This window comes from Telluribacter humicola (assembly GCF_017355935.1).
GTDB lineage: Bacteria > Bacteroidota > Bacteroidia > Cytophagales > Spirosomataceae > Telluribacter > Telluribacter humicola.
The window spans coordinates 1-22,505 of sequence record NZ_JAFIQT010000016.1 but is presented as its reverse complement, the minus strand read 5'-3'; the positions used below and the strand labels follow the sequence as shown (position 1 = coordinate 22,505).

Below are 22,505 nucleotides of genomic sequence, written 5' to 3'. Positions count from 1 at the left end.
GTGGTATTGCTACCCCCTCGCCTTGCATGTATTAAGCCTGCCGCTAGCGTTCATCCTGAGCCAGGATCAAACTCTCCATTGTAAATATTATATAGATGCTAAACACTACCGAAGTAGTGACAGCGTACTTTTTTGTACTGTTTCCGAGTGATTCTTTTCACTCTGGTTTACCTCATCATTTCAAAGAACAAACCCAAAATCGCTCTGCTTTCTCTCTGCTTTTCGCTTCGTTGCTTGCGATTGGGAATGCAAAGGTAGCATTTCACCTTTCACTTTTGCAAACATGCCCAAGAAATTTTTGCAAGTTTTTGCATTTTCTTGAGCATGTTAAAATTTGTACAAAATTTGTACAATTACGACTCCTGCAGGAAGGGGTATTTATAGTCTACAGGTGATACCAGGGTCTCTTTTAGCGCCCTCGGACTTACCCAACGCAGCAGGTTCAGGACCGAGCCAGCCTTATCATTTGTACCCGATGCCCGGGCTCCTCCGAAGGGTTGCTGCCCTACTACGGCACCCGTAGGCTTATCATTAATGTAGAAGTTACCAGCTGAATCTACCAGCCGCTCAGTAGCTCTCTCTATGGCGTAGCGATCACGGGCAAATATGGCACCCGTTAGCGCATAGCGTGAGGTAGAGTCTACTACGTTCAGAATCTCTTCATAAGATTCCTTTTCGTATACATATATAGTAAGTACCGGTCCGAAGATCTCTTCGCAAAGGGTTACGTAGTTAGGATCTTTGGACAGAATTACGGTAGGCTCTATGAAGTAGCCGGTGCTCTTATCGTAGCCTCCCCCGGCAATAATCTCCACCTTATCCATATCCTGCTTCACTCTATCTATATAAGAGGTGATTTTGTCAAAGGACTTTTCGTCGATAACCGCATTGACAAAATTGGAGAAGTCTTCGACGCTACCCATCTTGATCTCCGCCAGGTCTGCAAGCATATAGCTTTTTACCTCTTCCCATATAATAGCGGGAATGTACGCCCGTGAGGCCGCTGAGCATTTCTGCCCCTGGTACTCAAAAGCTCCCCGTACCAGGCCAGTCGCTACCGCTCTAGGGTCAGCCGACTCGTGTGCCAGTACAAAGTCTTTACCGCCCGTTTCACCTACGATACGGGGGAAGGTCCTATAAGTACCTATATTCTCTCCTATGGTTTCCCAGATGGTTTGGAAGACTTTGGTACTTCCGGTAAAGTGTATACCAGTGAAGTCAGGGTGGTTGAACACTACATCGCCGGCGGCAGGACCATCGACCAGGATCATATTGATCACTCCATCGGGCAGGCCTGCTTCACGGAATACTTTCATGAGTACATTAGCCGCATATACCTGCGTAAAGGCGGGCTTCCATACTACTACATTACCCATCATGGCGGGTGCAGCGGGTAGATTGCCGGCAATGGCTGTAAAGTTGAAAGGAGTAATGGCAAAGACAAACCCTTCCAGCGGACGATACTCCATACGGTTCCATACCCCTGGTGATGACTCAGGTTGCTGTTGGTAGATATCCGTCATGAACTTGACGTTGAACCGCAGGAAGTCAATCATTTCGCAGGCAGAATCTATTTCAGCCTGGTAAGCATTTTTGGACTGGCCAAGCATAGTGGCCGCGTTAACCTCAGCCCGATACGGGCCGGCCAGCAAGTCCGCTGCTTTAAGGAATATGCTAGCCCGGTGCTCCCATGACATGTTGGCCCAGGTCTTACGGGCTGCCAGCGCGGCATCTATAGCCTGACGAACATGAGAAGCATCTCCCTCGTGAAGGTATCCTAATACATGCTGATGATCATGCGGCGGGGATACCTTTACTTTATTATCTGTATATACCTCCTCACTTCCTATATACATAGGTATGTCCACCTGGCGCGAACGTGCCTCCTCAAGAGCTTTTTTGAGCATTGCTTTCTCGGGACTACCCGGTGCATAACTCTTTACGGGCTCGTTGACAGGTACTGGTACATTAAAAACTCCTTTTGGCATAAGACATTATCTATTATTTGTTGATGATAAGATCAAGGCGGCAAGTTAGGTACTTTTCCTATATTACTTCGGAAGTATGACTTGCAGCCGGGTAGTTTTATGTAAATTTGCGGTCTCTTTTACTACCTTACTCTTTTATATAACATGTTGTTTTACAGTACCCGGACCAACAGCCTGAAAGCTTCTCTGGAAGAGGCTGTGTTCAGAAGCCTACCTGCCGATAACGGACTCTATATGCCCGAAACTATTCCTACTGTTTCGCAGGAGTTTCTTGATACTATAGAGGACAGGACTTTCAATGAAATAGCCGTTGAAGTAGCGTATACCTTACTGGGCGACGATATTAGCCGGACTGATATAGAACAAATCGTAGCTAAGGCTTTTTCGTTCGAAGCACCCGCCGTGCCTGTTACTCCTGACAGTTACGTACTGGAGCTATTTCATGGACCATCCATGGCGTTCAAAGACTTTGGTGCCCGCTTCATGGCAGCTCTTATGTCGTACTTCCTGCTCCGGTCCCAAAAAGAGATCAAGATCCTGGTAGCTACCTCCGGCGATACAGGCGGTGCCGTAGCTCAGGGTTTTCATAAGGTACCTGGTATATCCGTTACTATATTATACCCAAGTGGTAAGGTAAGTGATATTCAGGAAAAGCAGCTTACTACCTTAGGGCATAATGTGTCGGCAATAGAAGTAGATGGTACCTTCGATGATTGTCAGCGATTAGTGAAAGAGGCTTTCCTGGACGAAGAACTAAATCAGAAATACAATCTGGCTTCAGCCAACTCTATCAACATTTCCCGACTTATTCCACAGTCGTTCTACTACTTCTCAACTTACGCGCAGCTCAAGCGCCTGGGTAAGCCAGTCGTGTTCTCGGTACCTAGTGGCAACTTCGGAAATCTAAGCGCGGGACTGCTGGCGTACCGGATGGGACTACCCGTTGGTCATTTTGTAGCCTCTACCAATAAAAACAACGTAGTACCTAACTACCTCAACAGTGGCGAATACTTACCCGTTCCATCCGTCGAAACCATTTCAAATGCAATGGATGTGGGTAACCCCAGCAACTTCGTCCGGATGATCCACTTCTTCGGCGACCAATGGGAAGAAGCCCGGCAACATATTTCCGGTTTTTACTTCACCGATGAGCAGACACGCGAAACGATGCGGGAAGTATACGACAACACCGGCTATGTACTTTGTCCACATACCGCAGTAGCCTACCGGGGTCTGCAGGAGTACCGTAGTTTATCTTCTGAAGATTTTACAGGAGTATTTCTGGCGACGGCTCATCCGGCTAAATTCATAGACTTGGTGGAAGAGACCCTTGGGCAACCGGTACCGGTACCTGACCGTCTGGCGGAGCTTCTCTCTCTAGAGAAGCAGGCTATCCGGATGAGTTCTTCCTTCGAAGATTTCAAGACTTACCTCCTATCCGAAAAATAGCGTAGATCAGGGTTACAAGTAGCGCCTGAGATTTGCGTAGAAATGAGCTGCACGTACCCTAAATCGGTATATTAAAATCTAAAGAAGCGGGGCCGCCTAAAATTTAGGCGGCCCCGCTTCTTTTAAATGCTGTATATCAATTAGTTAGTTAATAGTATCGCCTCTTAAAACACGATAACGTTTGCGAGCCTCTGCGATGAAAATACTGCCCGGATACTTCTCAAGTACTGCCTGATACAGCTTCATCGCCTCTTCCTTGTTGTTTAGCTTCTCTTCGTACAGTTTGGCTGATGTAAAAAGAGCATCATCACCGAGTATGTCATAGTTATACTTTTCGGTAATGGTTTTGAGGCAGGCCAGAGCCTGCTGGTTGCTATCCAGCTTCATGTACGTCTTAGCTGTCAGCCACAGGATCTCATCAGCCAGGCTATGGTCCTTTAACTGGACGTACAGGCTCTTCAGGGAGTCGATGGCTACGAGGGGCTTATTTTGGAAAAGGAGCAGCTCAGTGGCCGCGTATGCCTGCATCGCTGTTTCGGAACTATCGAGTCCGGTGTTATCCATAATCAGCAGACCAAGGTCGTTGGCATCATTGGCGATTTCGCGGGTTGTGGCTCTCTTCAGGATATCCAGTACCTCTTTCGAAAGGGCGAAGTCTCCCTTGTAATAGTGGAGCTTGGCATTTCGCAGCTTTGCCTCATAGCCAAGCAGGTCGTCCTTCTGAGACTTTTCAACTTGTGAATATAACAGGGTAGCTTCCCAGGGCTCTCCCTGCAGGAGGTATATATCGCCAAGATCCAGTTTACACTTATCCACAAAGTTCTTCTCCTGCTTACCTACTTCAATAGCTTTAGTAAGAATACCAATGGCTTTCTTCTTATCATCCAGATAGAAGGCATGAAGCATAGCCATATTACGTAAGGCTTCCAGTGTACGCTCATTCGTACCTAACTCAGTCAGCAGCTTTTCATATTCACCGATGAGCTTCTGCACCTCGTCCGTCTTAACCGGGAAAGTATTCTTTACCTGCTCCTCCCGGGCGGTGATAGCCATGCGTCGGGCAAATGGATAGAGCTGACCTTTGGGATACTCCTTCACCAGGTACTCAAACATCGAAGCGGCATTCTCATAATCTTTATTCTGCAGGGCCAGGTTACCCAGGTCATAGATACGGCTGCCGTTGTACTTGTACCGCTTGTCCAGAGCCCGCTCCTGAAGGAATGCTTTATAGAAATCTTTCCGCTGTACTTGGTACCACACCAGTAGCTCATTATAAAATGCCTCGTTAGGGTTTTTCTGGATCTTATCGTAGAGTACTTTTTCCAGCATTGCCTGCTCCTTCTCTTCTTTGAGGAAATCCTGGAGCATGTTCTGAACAATCTCGGCATTGCGGAACATGATACCATAGGCGAGCAATTCGCCGATCATATTTTCGGTTTCTTTCAGCTCGTGATTGAGGCTGGCCATCTCCAGACGATACAGGTTCTCATTCTTTGATGCCTCCCGTGCCCGTAGCAAGGTTTGCTTAGCTAATTCAGGCTTCTGTAGCTCCCGGAATTCTTCGGCTACGTCACGGTACAAATCGAAACGTGTACCAAATGCCCCAACCGCTTCCCCAAATTTTTTGTCGGCTTCCCCATTTTTCCCCTCTGCTTCGCTTACTAAGCCCCAGTTAATATAATACCAGGCCGCATTGGCGGCGTCACTTTTTACCTGCCTTTTAAAGAACTTATCCGCTTCGACCCAATCCTTGGCCTTGATCAGGCAAGTGGTATAATTTTTTAATCCTCTTTTATCAAATGATTTTCGGAGGATTTTAGAATAATAGCTGACGGCCTTTTCACAATCCCCCTTCTTAAAATACTCTTCGGCCAACTGCTCATCTGTTTGCGCCACCGCTCCAAAAGAGACAAACAGGATCAGACATGAGATTATCCACTTCAGAAACCCTTTCATAAATAAAATAAATATTAAATTTTTATCTATTATTCTTCAGTTATGGCTGTGGAAATGTGCATAGCTTTAGTTTCCACTTTAGATCCACTTAAGTATTGACACCCACTGTTTACAAGTTAGCCATTTATCCACGTACTTTTCAGAGTTGTAAACAACTAATTAATTGTTTTTCAGGCTTCCTCACTTTTCTCCACAAACTACAGTGAAATGTGGATGGATAAATCCGTGCCAGTTATGAACAGCTCCTACAGTGTATTCACAGCCTGTTAAGTCTCTGTTAACTCATTCCTTTTCCACTCCAGACTTCCCTCCTGATTATTTTCCACATATATCAACAATTATACACATGGTTGTACACAGGCTTTACCCCCTATATCCACACCTGTTTTCCATTATCCACAACCTTATGCACATAAAACGGATTTTTCGTCAAAACTAATCTGAGGTTATTGAGGGTACTGTGAGATTTAGGTCCTCATACTCGAAGTTGCTTTTGACAGTGATTGGGTCGGGGTAATAGATGATCGGCTCAGGTTGTTGAGACTTGTTGAAAACTCCTGTGTCCCACCGGCGGTTGCGGTTGCGGTCCACAGTCAGGCGCAGGTAGTACTCTCCTGGCGGGATACGGGTGAAGGTGTAGGGCGAGGTATAGGTGGTCTGCCTCACCTTGTATTCCTTATCCAGTAGCTGCACTATAAACGCGGTGGCGGAGTCGGCCCGGACGGAGCCCCTGATGATTCCGTAGTCATCTTCCTTCAGGACGGGATGCTTGATCAACGTGGCCGGTAGCGTGTCTCCCTCTACACTGATCACTGCTCCCTTGGGTATATCCCACCTGATAGTATCACGAGCGGTTGCCCGCGCCTGTACGTTGATCTCATTGCGGTAGCGGTTCCACTGCCAGGTGATATTGCTCAGGCTCTGTCTCGAGGTACTATCGCTGATGAGCTGGATACTACCCGGCTGGAAGGTACCTACCGGCTTACTGAATGAGAAGGTATAGCGAAAGTCCCGGGCCAGCGGCTGGTTCCGATCGGGAGTAGTCCGGAGAGCAAACGGATCACGCTGGCGCTCTTTCCCCCGCTGAGGAAGAAAGGCTATCTTCTGCTCTATCTCCAGGGGCTGCCCCAGGGAATCAATAGCGGCTATAAGCGCAACGGTAGTATCGGCAGAGGTACCTACGTTGAAGAATTTCAGCTGCGATGCACTCTCCAGGATATAAGGTAGCGAGTCGCCTCTCCCAAACTGAACCCGGACACTATCTATGTTTTTATTGAAGACAACCGTGTAGGAGTTGACCTTAGGAAGGGTTCGTTGAATGCGGGGGACAGTAACATCTGATGCAAACAGCTGAAGGTTGTACAGCGTCGAATCTGTGTTCACATTGATGGACGAGTCGAGGAAGGCAATCCGCTCCTCTTTTGGGTTGTAAAGCTGGTTACGGTTTTTGTCAGCAATGGCAATGAGCCGGTACCTCTGTGACGACTGGATATTCTCTATAGCATAGAACCCGCTACTATCGGTACGGGAGAAGTAGTAAGGCTTTTGCTTCTCGGGAGTAAGAGTATCCTTGGGCAGGTACAATCCTACCATCGCATCAAAGACAGGGAGTCCGGTCTGCAAGTCCGTAACTCTACCATAGATCCGGGCAGAGTCTATAGTAGATCCGGTACTGAACACGAGCTTCAGGTTCTGGGCGGGGTTACGCTCCGCAAAGTCTTTGATGGCATCCCCGAAGTTGAGCGTATAGGTCGTGCTGTCCTTAAAGCTATTCTTAAAGTTTAGCTGTATCAGCTTTCCCTTGTTCTTTACGGTGTACGGGTTTTCAGTCTCAGGGGTGATGGTCAGCTTCTGCTGGATGTTGTCCACGATGACGTACTCATCAAAGAGCAGATCTATAGTTTTACCTTGAAAGTTGAGGGCCTTATTCTCGGGTGTAGTCTGGACCAGCTTCGGCGGGAATACATCTTTTTCTCCTCCGGTCGGAGCTACCTGTTGGGCACAGCGGGCAAGGGTAATAAGGACGACTAAGGCCAACCAGTATTTTTTCATGTGGTAGTTTGTGAATTGGTTAAATAAAAACCCTCAATACCAACGAGCCGTATTGAGGGTTGCGTATGAGCTATGACAGATTATGCTTTACCTATTATATAGATAAGACTTGAGGTATTAGGTGAGGTACTTCCATTGGATCTGCGGCCCTGCCAGTTGGAAAGGCTACCCGTGATAAAACTACCGGGCAGATCCGTCTTTCCCTTCTGGTACTTGGTGCTAAGCATACTCACATAGTACGAGTCAAACCACATGGGGTGTACCTGCTGGATCCGGAAGCCATGCTTCTCCATCAGTTGTTGCATGGTACTCTTGGAGAAGTGGTACAGGTGGCGTGGTACATCATAAGCCGCCCAGTGCTCCCGGTACTGCCAGGCATCCCGTGACTCATGGTTAGGTACCGCTATGATTAAAGTAGCTTTAACGTCAAGATGAGCGTGCAGCCAGTCGAGTGTTTCGTTAAGCCGGTGTACGTGCTCCAGTACGTGCCACATGGTGATAGCGTCGAACCGCTTGTTGTCAAAATAGGGATCATCAATGGTACTGAATACGTTAGCCCCTCCCCTACCCTGCGCCACTTTACGGGCCTGATCATCCGGCTCAGTTCCGGACACCTTCCAGCCGTCTGCTTTGCACTGGGACAGGAAGAATCCGGTACCACATCCTACATCAAGTAGTTCACCGTGCCGGTTGCCGGTTGCCTGGTTGAGGAGGTCGATCTTCTGCCGGGTGGTGTAGTTGCGTACGCTGTTGTACACTTTACTCATCAGGTCCCGTGCCTCGTCGTGGTGAGAGATGTATTCCTCCGACTGGTAGTAGGCTCCAATGCTGTCGGCGTCGGGACGTGGATTGGTAAACAGAAACCCACAGGTATCACACGATACGATCTGGAACGTGTCGTGTGATACAGTGTAGTCTTTTACCTGAAGGTGGTTTTTGAAATGGTCGCTGTTACAGGCGGGGCAATGGTTGAGGGTTTCGAGGGCCATTTATCTTCCAAGGTAAATCATAAGTACAGAAATATCCGAAGGGCTTACTCCGCTGATGCGGGAAGCTTGTCCGATGGTATGAGGACGAGCACGCTTCAGCTTCTCCCGTCCTTCAAACGAAAGCGCTGCTACATTATCGTAGTTAAAGTTATCAATGATGAGCAGGTCTTCCATCCGTGACATCTTCTCTACCATCAACCGCTCCTTCTCTATATAGCTGTCATACTTTACATGGATTTCGGCCTGCTCTACAGCATCCTTCTTAAAGCGGCTCACCCAGTTGGCAAACTGCGGCTGCAATGACTTTACCTGAGTCATGTCCAGTTGGGGGCGCTTCAGTAATTGGTACAGTGAAGTCTTCTCGCGAATGGATGAAGTACCCAGTTCTTCCAGTTTAGGATTCACATCCTCGGGCTGTACTTTCACCTGCATCAGTTCCTGGATCAGTTCATCGGTCTGCGCTACCTTCTCCCTTACATTTGTCAATCGCTCCTCATCAGCCAGCCCGATGTTGTACCCTTTTTCGGTTAGGCGAATGTCGGCATTGTCCTGACGGAGCAGGGTACGGTACTCGGCGCGAGAGGTGAACATCCGGTAAGGCTCTTCGGTACCTTTATTAATTAGGTCATCAATCAGCACACCTATATATGCTTCTGATCTTTTCAGAATGAAGGCTTCCTCTTCGTTCACTTTGCGGTGGGCATTGATCCCTGCAATCAGTCCCTGACAAGCGGCCTCTTCATATCCGGTAGTACCATTAATCTGTCCGGCAAAAAAGAGGTTGTCTATAAGTTGTGTCTCGAGGGTAAGCTTCAGCTGGGTCGGTGGGAAGAAGTCGTACTCGATGGCATAGCCTGGACGGAACATCCGTACATTCTCGAAGCCAGGTATTTTACGAAGGGCATTGTACTGTACATCTTCGGGCAGTGATGTCGAGAAACCATTTACATATACCTCCACTGTATTCCACCCTTCCGGCTCTACAAAAATCTGGTGACGATCCTTATCCGCAAAACGGTTGATCTTATCTTCTACCGATGGACAGTAGCGTGGGCCTAATCCTTTTATGCGTCCCGAGAACATCGGGGACTTATCAAAGCCGGTGCGAAGAACACCATGTACATCTTCGTTGGTGTAGGTAATCCAGCAACTACGCTGCTTCGTAAGACGCTTCGTTTCCTTATACGAAAATCCTCCCGCCTCTTCGTCGCCGGGCTGCTCTTCCATTTTGGTGTAATCCAGTGAGCGACCATCTACCCGGGGAGGAGTTCCTGTTTTCATACGACCGTACTCGAAGCCCAGTTCTTTCAGTTGCTCAGTGATACCGGTCGCCGCTTTCTCTCCGGTTCTTCCTCCACCAAAGTTTTTCTCACCAATGTGTATCAAACCATTTAGAAAAGTACCATTAGTAAGTACTACAGACTTTGATTTGATTTCGATGCTGAGGCTTGTCTTCACTCCGGCCGCTCTGTTATCTTTTACTATTATTTCTTTAACAGTATCCTGCCAAAAATCTACATTGGGTGTGTCTTCCAGAATCTGTCTCCACTCCTGGGCAAAGAGCATCCGATCACTCTGGCAGCGGGGACTCCACATGGCAGGTCCTTTGGAACGGTTCAGCATTCGGAACTGAATCATCGTGCGGTCGCTCACAATTCCTGACTGTCCGCCCAGAGCATCTACTTCACGAACGATCTGGCCTTTGGCTACACCACCCATAGCCGGGTTGCAGGACATCTGTGCAATGGTCTGCATATTCATAGTGATGAGCAAAACCTTAGATCCCATATTCGCTGCCGCGGCGGCTGCTTCGCATCCAGCATGCCCTGCTCCAACTACTATTACATCATACTCTGGAAACATACTTTATTTGATATTTTTCTAACTTAAGTTATTGTTCTGTAGTGTTTTGTGGAAACTGGAGAAATGTTCCACGTGGAATTTTTTACAAGTCTTTGAAAATCTGAAGGTAATCATCCTCTTTTTTACGCATTTCAGCCTTGGAATCATCCGTAGTGTCGTCGAAGCCAATCAAGTGTAAAACACCATGTACCAGCACTCTTCTGAATTCATCCTCAAAAGTTTTATTAAGATTTTGAGCGTTATCCTTTATACGATCAATGCTGACAAATATATCTCCCTCTATCTGATCCTCCTCTTCATCGCTAGTATCAAAAGTGATGATATCCGTATAGTAGTCGTGTTCGAGATACTGACGATTTACATCAAGTAAATAATCATCAGAACAAAATATATAGTTGAGATGGTTCAGTTGAGCACCTTCCGCTTCGACCACGGCTTTGAGCCAGCGTTTGGTTTTTAGTGGAGTAGGAATTTTAAAAGAAACATCCTCCTGAAAGAAAGTAATCATGTGAATCTTGTTTTAAAAACACAAAGGTAATAGGTTATGCTACTCATACTCAATAAAAAAGCGCCCGACTCATGTAGTCGGGCGCTTTTTATGTGAAAGTTATTATATTCTATCTACCCTGAGCCTGGTATTTGCGGAAGTAAGCATCTACTTCACGCTTGTAGAATGGGGAGAAGGTGGGCGGTATAGAGCGCAGTAGCTCAGTCTGACGCTCCTTCTCTTTGATGTACTGCTCAAAGGCCGGTGGTGGACGGCGAGTTACTTCCTTCGCTGTTTCGCCCTTACGCTTATCGTCTTCGTCCTGCTCACGCATCGCCCTTTCCGATTCCAGCAGGCGGGTTACGATCTCCTGATTCCGTTTCATCAGCTCCTGATTGATACGTTTATTCACCAGATCAGTTTCAGACTCGTCCATCTTCTCCATGAGCTCTTTCAGCTCCTGGCCCATCTTCTGGCCCATTTCTGTTCCTTTCTGTGAATCAAGCAGCTCCTGGATCATCTTGCGAAGACGGGCTTGCTCAGCTGCCGTACGGGCTAACTCTTCAGACATACCTTCTTTACCTTCTTGCCCTTGTTGCCCCTGGCGTTGTTGCTGGCTCAACTTCTGAATCCGTTCGTTAAGCTGCTTTTGCATCTCTCCCATCCCGGGCGACTGCTGCTGCTTTCCTTTCTCTTTACCACTGCCAGGCATCTGCATGGCCATCGCCATCTGCTGCTGCATCTGGCGGAACACGTCACTCAACATCAGCGCCAGGTTGTTCATAGATGTCATCGCAAACTGCTGCTTCGATGTCGCTACGTTGATCCGGCGGTCACGAATGTTGCTGACACTCTCGCCCATATAGGTTTTCATGTCATTCAGCTCGCGGGTAATAAACGACTGGATCTGGATAACGCGGTTGGCCAGGGCATAGAGGCTATCCTCAACTACCTTGGCATCATCCTGCAGTTTGAGCTGCTCCTGCCCTAGTTTCACAAATCGTGGATCCTGCAGATTAACCCCTTTGAAATCCTTCATCAGACGTTCCTGATCGTAAGAAAGCTCAATGAGGTTTTCCAGAATGTCCCGCATGGAGTCGATATCTTCCTGCATCTGGGACATCTGTGAGCTCTGCATAGATTCAGACATGGACTGGGACATCTTACGCATGGATTTAGCGGCCTTTTTCTGCGATTCTGAGGCACTTTTGTTTTGCTTCTGATCCAGTTGCTTCATACTCTGTTGCATCTGCTCAGAAGCGTTCTCCTGCTCTTTTTCCTGCTTGTCGATCGGCTCGTCCAGCTCCTTGCTCATCTTTTCGATGTCCTCGATGTCTTTCTTAGCTTTTTCAAACTCCTCCTTGATCTTCTCCTGCTCTTTCTTCAGCTGCTCATTAGCGCCCTGATCTTTCTGATCTTTGGCATCCTTTTGTTCATTAGCATCTTTCTGCTCGTTGTCGCCTTTTTTATCTTCCTTGTCTTTGCCGTCTTTGTTCTTGTTATCTTTAGCCTTCTCATCTTTGCCCTTCTCATTCTTGGCAGCTTCATCAGCTTTCTGAGTCTTCTCGGCAAGTTTCTCCTCCTTTTCAGCCAGCTGATCCAGTTCTTTAACTACGTTCTCCATCTTCTGCTCCATCTGTAGCTTCTTGAACAGGTTCAGGGTACGTTCGATCTCTTTCTCAGTGTTCTGATTCTTGTTGCGCAGCTTTTCCAGCATGTTGGACATACGCTCACTTTGCTTCTGTTCGAGCAGTTTTTGCAGTTCTTTGAATAGCTTGCTGGTCTCATCGTCCATCAGCTCATTCATTAGTTTCTGTAACTGATCGAGCTTTTTCTGCATTTCAGGGCTCTGCTGGTTAAACTGACGGGCTTTATCATTCGTAGAGCGGTTCTGCTCCTGAATCGATTTGATCTCGTTCATGAGTTCTTCGCGCTTCTTGATGATATCCTCCGCCTGCTTACGCTCCTGGAAGTCCATGTCCTTAGTTGACTTCAGACGATTCTCAAGGTTTTTCATGTCCTGCTCGAGGCTCTTCGCCTTCTTTAAAGTCTTTTCCAGCTGGGACTGAGTCTGCTCGGCCGATTTCTGAATCTCGGCCTCTAGCTTTTCCTTTGAAGGTACTGTGAAGTTAATCGTGCGGGAACGGGCACTTTTGGGGCCATTGATGCCATCGTTGTCCCATACCTGAGCGTAATACTCGATCCGATCACCCGGAGCCAACTGTAGGCTATCTACGTACCATTGCAGGTAGAAGCTTTGAGTATTCACTGCCTTGTTAAAGGGGATAGGCATACTCTTAGGCTGTATTTTAGCCGACTCATTATCACCCTCACGGCGGATGGTGTAGAAGAGTCGTAGCTGCGAGAATCCGTAATCATCACTGATCGAGCCACCCATTACCATATAGTTATACAGGGTAGTATCCTGGAAGTTCTCCAGAGAAAGCTCGGGGTGTCTATCGGGAATTACGTTAATGTAGTAGCCAATTGCTTCAGCGTTCGGTGTATCATCGTTTTGCAGCATAACCTGGTACTGCGACGAACGACGTACCTGTTTGCGCAGCTGGTAGCGCTCTCCTCCCCTACCCTCAGCTTTGTGTAGGATAGAGTCACTGTCAAAGCGGATAGCCATTGACTTGGTAGCGGAGGTATTGAAGTCCCACTCAATCACGGTACCCTCAGGTACAGTTAGGTTACCTACATTATTAAGGCCTTCGGCGGGCTTATTGAGGTAAGCAGGATAGCGCAGGTGTACGTCAAATGACAGCAGACTCGGACGCTCAATCACAGCGAGGGTATAATCATTGGAGGTAAAACCGGCCGCTTCAAAGCCAAACTTTACTTCCCGCTGTACATTCTTGAAGGTATAGGAGTACATCCGACCCTCTTCCTGAGTCAGCTTAAAGCGGGTACCATTCTGTACCAGATATACATCCTTAGGCAAGGCTTCTCCTTCGAGTTTAAGACGAATGGTGTAGTCGTCGTTCCGGAAAGCTTTAAGTGCCTTATTCTGAACGTGAAACGAGAAGGGAGCGTAGGTATAGTTATTCTGGAAATGGATAATACGATCAGAACTGGTGGTGAAAAACGAGGGGTGAAACATCAGAATCATAGCAATTGCTGCCAATGGATATACTGCGTACTTCACGTACCTCTGGTTCTCCTGAAAACGTACGGCGTCTGAGAAACGTACGATCAGTAACTGACTGGATTTCTGCTGAATACTGGCTTCAATCAAGTCAGTCTGGCTACCAGTTAGTGAACGGAGCTGTAACGTATTAATGAGCTTATCGCCTACTTCCGGGAAGTACTGGCCGATCTGGAGGGCAGCTTCTTCGTCTGATAGTGGCCTGCGGAGGCCATATAGGCTAATAAGGGGTTGAATGATCCAGCGAAAGACCGAGAACATCAGCACGGCCATAAATCCGAAGAATAGCATACCCCGGATCATGGAGCTGAATCGTCCAAAATATTCGAGTGTGTTGACAAACAGGAACACGCTCAGCAGCATGGCCGCCGAGAATATAATTCCTTTAAGTAGCTGATTTTGGTAGTACTTCTGCCGGTATTCCTGTATCCGGTGCAGAAGGCTCGCCATAGCGGTAGTTGAAGCTGCCATAATATTCTCTTTTCACCTGTTAATCAACATCTTTCCCTCTGCAGCATAACCGTACAGATGTATGTCTTGTTCACTTAAAAATTCAGGAAGTATCTTTCGGTACTTCCTGAATTAAGACTGTTACATCTAAACGCCAATTTCGGTCCTTTTATTGGCCTTGACTTCGCTGATAAAGTTCTTAATGTCTTCTTCTAGATTGTTGCTTTCCTGTAAGATACGGATAAAAGCGCTACCTATGATAGCCCCCTGCGAATAGCAGCATGCTTTTTCAAAAGTAGGTCGATCTTTAATGCCGAAACCAATCAGGCGGGGGTTGCGGAGGTTCATCGCGTTGAGGCGGTCGAAGTAGGCTTCCATATCCCCGCTTACACCGGTCTGAGAGCCTGTGACGCTGGCCGAGGAAACCGTATAGATAAATCCGGCGCTTACCTCGTCAATCTGACGTATCCGTTTCTCTGAGGTCTGTGGAGTAACCAGGAAGATGTTTAAGAGCCCGTAGGAGTCGAAAATAGCTTTGTACTCGTTCAGGTATACATCCATGGGCATATCGGGTAATATAAGGCCATCTACGCCTACTTCTGCGCATTTCCTGCAGAACTCCTCAATCCCGTACTGCACCACCGGATTGACATACCCCATCAGCAGTACCGGTACATGGATCGTTTCACGCATTCCTTCCAGCTGCTTGAACAGCGTGCGGAGCGTCATACCATTCTCCAGGGCCTGCTGATTACTCTGTTGTATGGTTTCACCATCAGCGACGGGGTCTGAGTATGGCATACCTATCTCTACCAGGTCTACCCCACCCTCCTGCAATGCAGCGAGGATGCGACGGGTATCATCCAGTTGAGGGAAGCCAGCCGTGAAGTATACGTTCAGGTTACCCGTAGGCTGATCGTTGAATAACTGTATGATTCGATTCATTACTCCTGTACCCAATAGTCAACTACTAACACTTTGTCCAGATGAGGGCCAAGTACCTTACCGAATGCCTTGTGGGCAGGGTGAGGAAGGTACACTGCACGGCCTGCTTCGTCATCGAACGTTACAAAGAAGCAGTGCGTAAAGCCCTGATTCAGATTTTCGGGGCTGTTGTTGGTACCCCACTCGAGCGACTTGATCTCTTTGATCTGTGAAGGAAGCTTACGGAAAGCATCCTCTACTTCTTTAACCTGCTGAGGTGTAGACGAATCTTTGAATTTGAACAGTACAACGTGACGGAGCATCTTCTTGGTTTTTAAGCTATCGTAGGAGGTAAAGGCAACTGTACCCAACAGGAGCAGGCCAGCGGCCAGAAAGAGTTTAAATTTCATAGAAAAGAGTGTTAAGGGATGTTATGCGGAACAATTGAGGCATTCGCCGTCTTCGCTAAACTTAAGGCGGTCGAATTCGCCCAGTTTTTCTTTGATCTCCAGTATCTGGTCTTCGATATCACACCGCTCAAACAGAGAGATTTCGGGTGAATCCTTCTTGCCTTCTAATTCCTGCAGCTTCAGGCGAAGGTCAAATACTTCGGGAAGAGTAAGTGTAGCCATAGTTAGTTTATTTGTGGTTAATCAATGTGTTTCATATAAGTAGCCAGGTCCTTATCGCCCCGTCCGGAAAGATTTACTACCACGATCTGATCCTGAGTAGCTCCCAGGCGATCCAGTACCGCCAGAGCATGTGAAGTTTCCAGCGCCGGAATAATACCCTCGGTGCGGGCCAGTTCGAAGGCCGCCTGAAGCGCCTCTTCATCCGTTGCCGACAGGAACTTGCCACGGCCGCTATCGTAGAGGTACGCGTGCATAGGTCCGATACCCGGGTAATCCAGACCGGCTGAGATTGAATAAGGCTCTACTACCTGTCCATCTTCGGTCTGCATCAGGATGGTACGGCTACCGTGCAGTACTCCGGGCTTGCCCAGTGCGGTGGTAGCAGCCGAATGTCCGGAAGTAATACCCTGTCCGGCGGCTTCTACAGCTACCAGTTGTACCTCGGGTACATCCAGGTAGTGATAAAAGGCTCCGGCCGCGTTGCTTCCTCCTCCCACGCAGGCTACTACAAAGTCCGGATTTTCACGGCCAGTCTTCTCTGCGAGCTGTTTCTTTATTTCTTCTGAGATAACAGACTGAAAGCGAGCTACCATATCAGGATACGGATGCGGTCCCACTACCGAGCCTATGATATAGTGCGTATCAACCGGATTGCTGATCCAGTGACGCATGGCTTCGTTGGTCGCATCTTTAAGTGTTTTGGAGCCGCTGCTGGCAGGTCTTACTTCCGCTCCGAGCAGCTTCATACGGGCTACGTTAGGGGCCTGACGCTCTATATCCAGCTCACCCATGTATACGATACACTCCACACCCATCAGCGCGCATACAGTAGCCGTAGCTACACCATGCTGACCGGCACCGGTTTCGGCTACGATCTTCTTTTTGCCAAGTCGCTTGGCCATCAGGATCTGCCCGATGGTGTTGTTGACCTTGTGAGCACCGGTATGGCACAAGTCTTCGCGCTTCAGGTAGATGTTGGTACCGTATTTCTCCGATAGGCGCTTCGCGAAGTACAGCGGCGTAGGACGCCCCACGTAATCGCGCAACAGATCATTGAATTCGCGCTGAAACTCCGGCTCAGCCATTATCTTCAGGTAGTTATCACGTAGCTCTTCCACATTAGGGTACAGCATTTCAGGAATAAAGGCTCCACCAAACACACCATAATATCCCTGCTCATTGACCTGAAATGATACTTTGTCTGCTACTTCACTCATAATTTTTGCTATTTGTTCTCCCTGCCGGGCAGGATAAGAAAGTCAAAATGTTAAATGAAAATCAACGGGTGACGCTTAGGCTTCAATTTCTTCTTCCTTGACGCGTATTTTTGAAATGAGCTGTCCTACCCTATCAATATCTTTCAGGCCCGCCTCGCGCTCAAATTGGCTGTTTACGTCGATGCCGTATATGCGTTGAGAACGGGAAAGCTCGATAACTTGTTCAATGTTGTCCAGACTGATACCGCCGCTTAGCAGGAATGGCTTTTCGTTGTCGTACTTACGCAGCAGGCTCCAGTCAAATGCAGTACCGTTTCCACCGAAGTTAGCTCCCTTGGTATCGAACAGGAACATGTCGCAAAAAGGCTTGTAGTTGTTCAACATGGCGAAGTTAAAGTTCTCGTCTACCTGGAAGGCTTTAATGATATTCACTCCCTTCTGACGAATGATGCGGCAGATATCCGGTAGCTCGTTACCGTGTAGCTGTACATACTGTAGATCGAAGCGCTTCACCATGGTCTGAATATACCCGGGATTAGCATTCACGAATACTCCTACTTTTTTAATGCTTTTGGGGATACTTCTGACAAACTCTTCGTCCAGTTCCTCTCCTATGTACCTGGGGGACTTATCGTAGAAGATAAACCCAATAAAATCAGGCTGCAAACTAACCAGCTGTTCTATGTTAGCTTTCTCACGCATTCCGCAAACTTTGATTTTCATACGACAAGAGGGTTATGGTTTATAATTCGGTTAAGATCTGTCTGCAGGTCGGCTAGTGCCTGAGCGGGATCAGCGGTTTTCATAAATGTTTCGCCAATCAGGAAACCCTGGTAGCCATGGCGGTACAGATCCACAATAGTCTCCGCATCTTTCAGGCCACTTTCGGATATTTTTATAAACTGATCCGGGATTAATTCGGCCAGTTTAATGGATGTCTCTACCGAGGTAGAGAAGGTCTTAAGGTTACGGTTATTCACCCCTACCATATCGACGGTATCACACAAGGTCTGTCGCAGCTCTTCTTCGTCATGTACTTCCAGGAGTACCTCCAGGCCTAGTTCGTGCGCTTTCTGGCTAAGCGAGGCTACTTCCTCGGGTGATAGACAAGCAGCAATAAGCAGGATCACGTCTGCTCCTATGGCTTTGGCCTCGAAAAGCTGGTATTCATCCACCATGAAGTCCTTTCGGAGCATGGGAGTAGTGGGGTTAGCCAGTCGGGCTTTGTTGAAATCATCGAAATTACCACCAAAAAACTGTGTATCGGTTAAGACCGATAAGCCGGCCGCTCCTGCCCGGGTATAACCGGCTGTCACTTCCGCAGGTGTAACCTGTGCATTGATAATACCCTTGGAAGGGGACTGACGCTTAAACTCAGATATAATACCGGGCAGTTGGGACTGCTGTATAGCCTTCTTGAGGGAAAGAGTCGGACGGGAAAACAGCTCGCGCTTCGCAAGTCTATCCACAGAGGCCAGGGCTTTGGCCTGAGCTACTTCTATCCGCTTATTAGCTACTATCTTATCTAGAATATTCATATAATGGTCTACTGTATTTCCTGCTTAGGCTGCTACCAGTTTTTTGAAGCAATCCAGCGCACGTTTACTGTCCAGTGATTCCTGAGCCGCGGCTACGGCATCAGTCAATGATAGCTCCGGATTAGCACAGTGTAGCGCCAACGCCGAATTAGCGATCACAGCCTGTTTCTGGGCTGAGGTCGCTTCATTGTTCAATACATTCATAAAGATGCGGGCTGATGCTTCTACGGAATCTCCACCGGAAAGTTCTTCGGGGCGTAAGGTAGTAAGCCCCATTTGTGAAGGAGTCAGGACTTGCTCTGACTGAGCGGTGATGATTTTGAATGCTCCTGTCAATGACACTTCATCGTATCCGTCTAAAGCGTGCAGTATTAAGAACTGGGTATTAGCTTGTTGGTAAAGATAACTATAAAGTCTTGCTAATTCAAGGCTAAACACCCCTACCAGCTGTTTTTGGGGAAAGGCAGGGTTCACCATAGGGCCCAGCATATTGAAAAACGTTTTGATGCCTAGTTCGCGGCGAACGGGCGCTATATTCTTCATAGCCGGGTGAAACAGGGGAGCGTGAAGGAAGCATACACCTGCTTCTTCAATCTTGCGTTCCAACGCTTCTTTTTCATTTGTAAACTGCACGCCCAGGTACTCAAGTACCGTAGAAGAGCCACACATGGATGAAACGCCGTGGTTACCGTGCTTAGCTACCCGCTGGCCAGCACCGGCTACCACAAAGCACGAAAGCGTAGAGATATTGAAAGTATCCTTGCCATCTCCGCCCGTACCGCACAGATCGATGGGATCGTAAGCCGACAGATCCACCGACAGGCAAAGTTCCAGCATAGCGTCACGGAAACCTTCCAGCTCTTCAACCGTAACACTACGCATACCAAATACAGTCAGAAAAGCAGCTATTTCGGAGTGGGTATAATCGCCTTTGGCAATGCCTACCAGTACCTCCTTGGCTTGTTCTTTAGTGAGGACTTTATATTCAAAAAGGTGATTTAAGATCTTTTTCATTAATGACTCGTAATTAACACTAACAGACGATAAGAGGGGCTTCTACATGTACCCCTATAAAAGGACGAAATCTACTGGTCTAACCAGTTGCGGAGCATCTCTTTTCCGTGTTCGGTCAGGACCGACTCCGGATGAAACTGTACCCCTTTTACATCGTATGTTTTGTGTGCCAGTCCCATGACCCTACCCTGCTCATCAACGGCCGTAATGGTCATGGTAGCAGGTACAGTATTGGGGATTACCGTCCAGGAGTGATAACGACCTACCTTGAACTGATGAGGCAGATTCTTGAAGATCCGGTCCTGGCTATCGGTGATCATTACCTTGTCACTGATGCCGTGCAGCACGTCGGTCATATTCTCAAGCGTAGCTCCGAACACCTCACCGATACCCTGATGGCCAAGGCATACGCCCATAATACTCTTAGTGGGAGCGTATTCTTTCACCACATCCAGCATAATACCCGCTTCGGAGGGAATACCCGGACCGGGTGAGAGCAGGATTTTATCGTAATCAGCAACCTGTTCCAGGCTAATTTTATCATTCCGATATACATCTACCTGGTCGTGCAGCTCACGCAGTATATATACCAGATTATAGGTGAAGGAATCGTAGTTATCTATTACAAGGATTTTCATTGGGAAGGTATTAAAAGTCGGTTATTGCTATCATCAAACTACAATTCTTCGGCTACCTCAATGGCTTTACGCAGGGCGGCCAGCTTATTATTTACTTCCTGCAACTCGCTTTCCACGTTAGATTTGGCTACTACGCCCATACCTGCTCTGAAAAACAGCGTGTTGTCTTTACTTAAGAACGTACGAATGGCTATGGCATGATTGAAATCACCATTAAAATCCATAAACCCGATGGCTCCACCATATATACTCCGATTACTGCTCTCAAGTTCATTTATCAGCGTCATGGCCATGTGCTTAGGAGCTCCGGATAAGGTACCAGCCGGGAAGGTATCAGCCACCAGCTGCAAAGGATTGGTACCAGACTTCATCTTACCAGTCACCTTTGATACCAGGTGGATCACGTGGGAGTAGTACTGTACTTCTTTGTAGGTTTCAACCTTTACGGCGTCACAGCTACGGCTGAGGTCATTACGGGCCAGATCTACCAGCATCACGTGCTCTGCGGTTTCTTTAGGATCGTCGAGGAGAAGTTGGGCAGCTTGTGCGTCGGCACGGTCATCGCCCGTACGACGGAAGGTACCCGCTATGGGATGAATTTCAGCCTGGCCATCTTTGATGAATATTTGCTTCTCAGGTGATGAACCGAAGATCTTGTAATTGCCGTAGTCAAAGTAGAAGAGGTATGGCGAGGGGTTGATAGAGCGCAGAGCACGGTATACATTGAAGTCATCCCCCTGAAAGTTGCGGCTAAACCGGCGGGAAGGTACGATCTGGAATACATCACCCCGCAGACAGTGGTAGATACACTTTTTGATGACGCCACGCATCTCATCGTCTGTGACGTTGGAAGTTTCTTCTGAGGTAGTTTTGAAGCTGTAGGTAGGGAAATTGCGGTTTTTGATCATTACTTCCAGCTGCTCCAGCCCCTCCCCTGCTTCGGCGCCGTTATAAGTATGCTCAAAGATGTACAGCTCATCTTTGAAGTGATTGATAGCAATCACGTAGCGGTATACCTGGTAGAAGATTTGATCTATCTCTGTCTCGGCGCTGGGAGGCTGAATGGTGATATCTTCAAAATAGGTAACCGAGTCATAAGTGATATGACCGAAAAGTCCATTAGAGATAAAAGGGAAAGGGCTCTTTTCGTCAGGCTGAAAGCGCTGAGCAAACCCTTGCAGTACAGATATAGCCTCTTTGGTTGATGCCAGTGATGAGGTTTCCTGAATACCATCCGGAAAACGCTGCGTTACTTGTGCCTGATTCAGCTTGAACGAAGCTATCGGATCGCAGCAGATGTAGGAGAAAGAATCTTCGTTACCATGGTAGTCTGAGCTCTCCAACAGGATTGTATTTACAAACCGGTCGCGCAGCTTCAGGTAGATAGATACGGGCGTTATAGTATCAGCCAGTAATTTCTTATGGCGGGTTTTGATAGAGTAAGTAGTTTGTTCGGTAGTCATAGTAGAAACAGGTTTGAGAAATAGCAATAAAAAAAGGCTCGCTGTCTAGATGAACAGCGAGCCCTGGTGTACGTTTATTCTTTATTGATTACGCACTATGGCTTACACATCCATCTGGGAAAGACGGGCGTGCCACCACCATGCAGTATTCAATGAAATATTCATGTTCTAATTTCTTGACTTTGTATCATGTGCAGTAGCTGCTGCTACCTGTCACAGATCTTTTACTAATGCAAAGATAAAAAAACAATTTTCACATCACCAAATCTTTCAGGAGCCGCATCGCTAATTTGATTTGCATCAGCTGTAGCCTTATCAACTTTCACAGGAAGATCACCTCAGATGGGTAGTGGTGGGAGATGGATGAGATAGTCTATAATTTGCCCCAAAATGATGGGCTCTAGAATTAACTATATAAGGCCAATGTGCAGGTTAAAACCTTCTGTAAAAACCATAGCGGCTGCATTACTTACCCTTTTTATAGCTACTATATTGATAATTAGTATGTTGTTTACTTTAAAATGGATATATAAAATATAGGGGGTGGAAATCAAAATTCACAGCTTTTAGAGCGTCTAACGCTACTTTGAAAGGCCTTGCCCTACCATGGATCAAGTCCAAAAGTTGTGGAGGAGGTTGGTTTAAGCATATAGCTGAGTGAGACGATAGAGGAAGAATTCAACGCTTCTGACTCCTC

The 22,505-nt window shown here is 47.5% G+C and carries 17 protein-coding genes and 1 rRNA gene; 1 reads left to right on the top strand and 17 read right to left on the bottom strand.

Translation table 11 applies throughout. The features are described 5' to 3' along the window. Both JUB14_RS27475 and pruA read right to left on the bottom strand, forming a co-directional pair. Positions 1–82: ribosomal RNA gene (locus JUB14_RS27475) — 16S ribosomal RNA — on the bottom strand; the annotation flags it as partial. A gap of 271 nt (positions 83–353) precedes the next feature. After that, on the bottom strand, positions 354–1,988 hold the full coding sequence (pruA, locus tag JUB14_RS27470; protein WP_207510080.1) for an L-glutamate gamma-semialdehyde dehydrogenase: 1,635 nt from the start codon (positions 1,986–1,988) through the stop codon (positions 354–356). A gap of 144 nt (positions 1,989–2,132) precedes the next feature. Here pruA and thrC point away from each other — a divergent pair, with 144 nt between their 5' ends. After that, complete coding sequence (gene thrC, locus JUB14_RS27465) at positions 2,133–3,437, top strand: threonine synthase (RefSeq protein WP_207510079.1); 1,305 nt, start codon at positions 2,133–2,135, stop codon at positions 3,435–3,437. Between the two features lie 144 nt (positions 3,438–3,581). Here thrC and JUB14_RS27460 read toward each other — a convergent pair whose 3' ends face one another. From JUB14_RS27460 to JUB14_RS27390, 15 genes are all read right to left on the bottom strand, one after another. Then, positions 3,582–5,393, bottom strand: coding sequence for a tetratricopeptide repeat protein (locus JUB14_RS27460; protein ID WP_229368380.1), 1,812 nt, complete (start codon positions 5,391–5,393; stop codon positions 3,582–3,584). Between the two features lie 435 nt (positions 5,394–5,828). Further along, a complete protein-coding gene (locus JUB14_RS27455) occupies positions 5,829–7,445 on the bottom strand; it encodes an Ig-like domain-containing domain (protein ID WP_207510078.1) in 1,617 nt (538 codons plus the stop codon). 80 nt (positions 7,446–7,525) lie between these two features. Continuing rightward, positions 7,526–8,434: a class I SAM-dependent methyltransferase gene (locus tag JUB14_RS27450; protein ID WP_207510077.1), complete on the bottom strand. Its 909-nt coding sequence runs from the start codon at positions 8,432–8,434 to the stop codon at positions 7,526–7,528. Further along, positions 8,435–10,297: a tRNA uridine-5-carboxymethylaminomethyl(34) synthesis enzyme MnmG gene (gene mnmG, locus JUB14_RS27445; RefSeq protein ID WP_207510076.1), complete on the bottom strand. Its 1,863-nt coding sequence runs from the start codon at positions 10,295–10,297 to the stop codon at positions 8,435–8,437. It lies immediately after the preceding gene. Between the two features lie 82 nt (positions 10,298–10,379). Further along, positions 10,380–10,805, bottom strand: coding sequence for an rRNA maturation RNase YbeY (ybeY, locus tag JUB14_RS27440; RefSeq protein ID WP_207510075.1), 426 nt, complete (start codon positions 10,803–10,805; stop codon positions 10,380–10,382). A 109-nt stretch (positions 10,806–10,914) separates the two neighbouring features. Next, the gene (locus JUB14_RS27435; protein WP_229368378.1) at positions 10,915–14,403 is read right to left on the bottom strand and encodes a coiled-coil domain-containing protein; all 3,489 of its coding nucleotides are present in this window, start codon (positions 14,401–14,403) and stop codon (positions 10,915–10,917) included. Between the two features lie 126 nt (positions 14,404–14,529). Next, the gene (gene trpA, locus JUB14_RS27430; RefSeq protein ID WP_207510074.1) at positions 14,530–15,327 is read right to left on the bottom strand and encodes a tryptophan synthase subunit alpha; all 798 of its coding nucleotides are present in this window, start codon (positions 15,325–15,327) and stop codon (positions 14,530–14,532) included. Continuing rightward, positions 15,327–15,716 carry a Dabb family protein gene (locus JUB14_RS27425; protein ID WP_207510073.1) on the bottom strand — a complete coding sequence of 130 codons (390 nt, stop codon included), beginning with the start codon at positions 15,714–15,716 and terminating at the stop codon, positions 15,327–15,329. Before JUB14_RS27425 ends, trpA begins: the two co-directional genes overlap by 1 nt. A gap of 21 nt (positions 15,717–15,737) precedes the next feature. Continuing rightward, complete coding sequence (locus JUB14_RS27420) at positions 15,738–15,938, bottom strand: hypothetical protein (protein WP_207510072.1); 201 nt, start codon at positions 15,936–15,938, stop codon at positions 15,738–15,740. 17 nt (positions 15,939–15,955) lie between these two features. Further along, positions 15,956–17,155, bottom strand: a complete 1,200-nt coding sequence (gene trpB, locus JUB14_RS27415) for a tryptophan synthase subunit beta (protein WP_207510071.1) — start codon at positions 17,153–17,155, stop codon at positions 15,956–15,958. A gap of 75 nt (positions 17,156–17,230) precedes the next feature. Continuing rightward, a complete protein-coding gene (locus tag JUB14_RS27410; protein ID WP_207510070.1) occupies positions 17,231–17,878 on the bottom strand; it encodes a phosphoribosylanthranilate isomerase in 648 nt (215 codons plus the stop codon). Beyond that, positions 17,875–18,693, bottom strand: a complete 819-nt coding sequence (gene trpC / locus JUB14_RS27405) for an indole-3-glycerol phosphate synthase TrpC (protein WP_207510069.1) — start codon at positions 18,691–18,693, stop codon at positions 17,875–17,877. Before trpC ends, JUB14_RS27410 begins: the two co-directional genes overlap by 4 nt. A 24-nt stretch (positions 18,694–18,717) precedes the next feature. Continuing rightward, positions 18,718–19,707 carry an anthranilate phosphoribosyltransferase gene (trpD, locus tag JUB14_RS27400; RefSeq protein ID WP_207510068.1) on the bottom strand — a complete coding sequence of 330 codons (990 nt, stop codon included), beginning with the start codon at positions 19,705–19,707 and terminating at the stop codon, positions 18,718–18,720. A 71-nt stretch (positions 19,708–19,778) separates the two neighbouring features. Then, positions 19,779–20,345 carry an anthranilate synthase component II gene (locus tag JUB14_RS27395; RefSeq protein WP_207510067.1) on the bottom strand — a complete coding sequence of 189 codons (567 nt, stop codon included), beginning with the start codon at positions 20,343–20,345 and terminating at the stop codon, positions 19,779–19,781. 38 nt (positions 20,346–20,383) lie between these two features. After that, on the bottom strand, positions 20,384–21,808 hold the full coding sequence (locus JUB14_RS27390; RefSeq protein WP_207510066.1) for an anthranilate synthase component I family protein: 1,425 nt from the start codon (positions 21,806–21,808) through the stop codon (positions 20,384–20,386). Positions 21,809–22,505: the final 697 nt, after the last annotated feature.

Coding starts and splice junctions, on each gene's coding strand:
- pruA (WP_207510080.1), bottom strand. CDS start 1,988: ATGCCAAAAGGAGTTTTTAATGTACCAGTACCTGTCAACGAGCCCGTA.
- thrC (WP_207510079.1), top strand. CDS start 2,133: ATGTTGTTTTACAGTACCCGGACCAACAGCCTGAAAGCTTCTCTGGAA.
- JUB14_RS27460 (WP_229368380.1), bottom strand. CDS start 5,393: ATGAAAGGGTTTCTGAAGTGGATAATCTCATGTCTGATCCTGTTTGTC.
- JUB14_RS27455 (WP_207510078.1), bottom strand. CDS start 7,445: ATGAAAAAATACTGGTTGGCCTTAGTCGTCCTTATTACCCTTGCCCGC.
- JUB14_RS27450 (WP_207510077.1), bottom strand. CDS start 8,434: ATGGCCCTCGAAACCCTCAACCATTGCCCCGCCTGTAACAGCGACCAT.
- mnmG (WP_207510076.1), bottom strand. CDS start 10,297: ATGTTTCCAGAGTATGATGTAATAGTAGTTGGAGCAGGGCATGCTGGA.
- ybeY (WP_207510075.1), bottom strand. CDS start 10,805: ATGATTACTTTCTTTCAGGAGGATGTTTCTTTTAAAATTCCTACTCCA.
- JUB14_RS27435 (WP_229368378.1), bottom strand. CDS start 14,403: ATGGCAGCTTCAACTACCGCTATGGCGAGCCTTCTGCACCGGATACAG.
- trpA (WP_207510074.1), bottom strand. CDS start 15,327: ATGAATCGAATCATACAGTTATTCAACGATCAGCCTACGGGTAACCTG.
- JUB14_RS27425 (WP_207510073.1), bottom strand. CDS start 15,716: ATGAAATTTAAACTCTTTCTGGCCGCTGGCCTGCTCCTGTTGGGTACA.
- JUB14_RS27420 (WP_207510072.1), bottom strand. CDS start 15,938: ATGGCTACACTTACTCTTCCCGAAGTATTTGACCTTCGCCTGAAGCTG.
- trpB (WP_207510071.1), bottom strand. CDS start 17,155: ATGAGTGAAGTAGCAGACAAAGTATCATTTCAGGTCAATGAGCAGGGA.
- JUB14_RS27410 (WP_207510070.1), bottom strand. CDS start 17,878: ATGAAAATCAAAGTTTGCGGAATGCGTGAGAAAGCTAACATAGAACAG.
- trpC (WP_207510069.1), bottom strand. CDS start 18,693: ATGAATATTCTAGATAAGATAGTAGCTAATAAGCGGATAGAAGTAGCT.
- trpD (WP_207510068.1), bottom strand. CDS start 19,707: ATGAAAAAGATCTTAAATCACCTTTTTGAATATAAAGTCCTCACTAAA.
- JUB14_RS27395 (WP_207510067.1), bottom strand. CDS start 20,345: ATGAAAATCCTTGTAATAGATAACTACGATTCCTTCACCTATAATCTG.
- JUB14_RS27390 (WP_207510066.1), bottom strand. CDS start 21,808: ATGACTACCGAACAAACTACTTACTCTATCAAAACCCGCCATAAGAAA.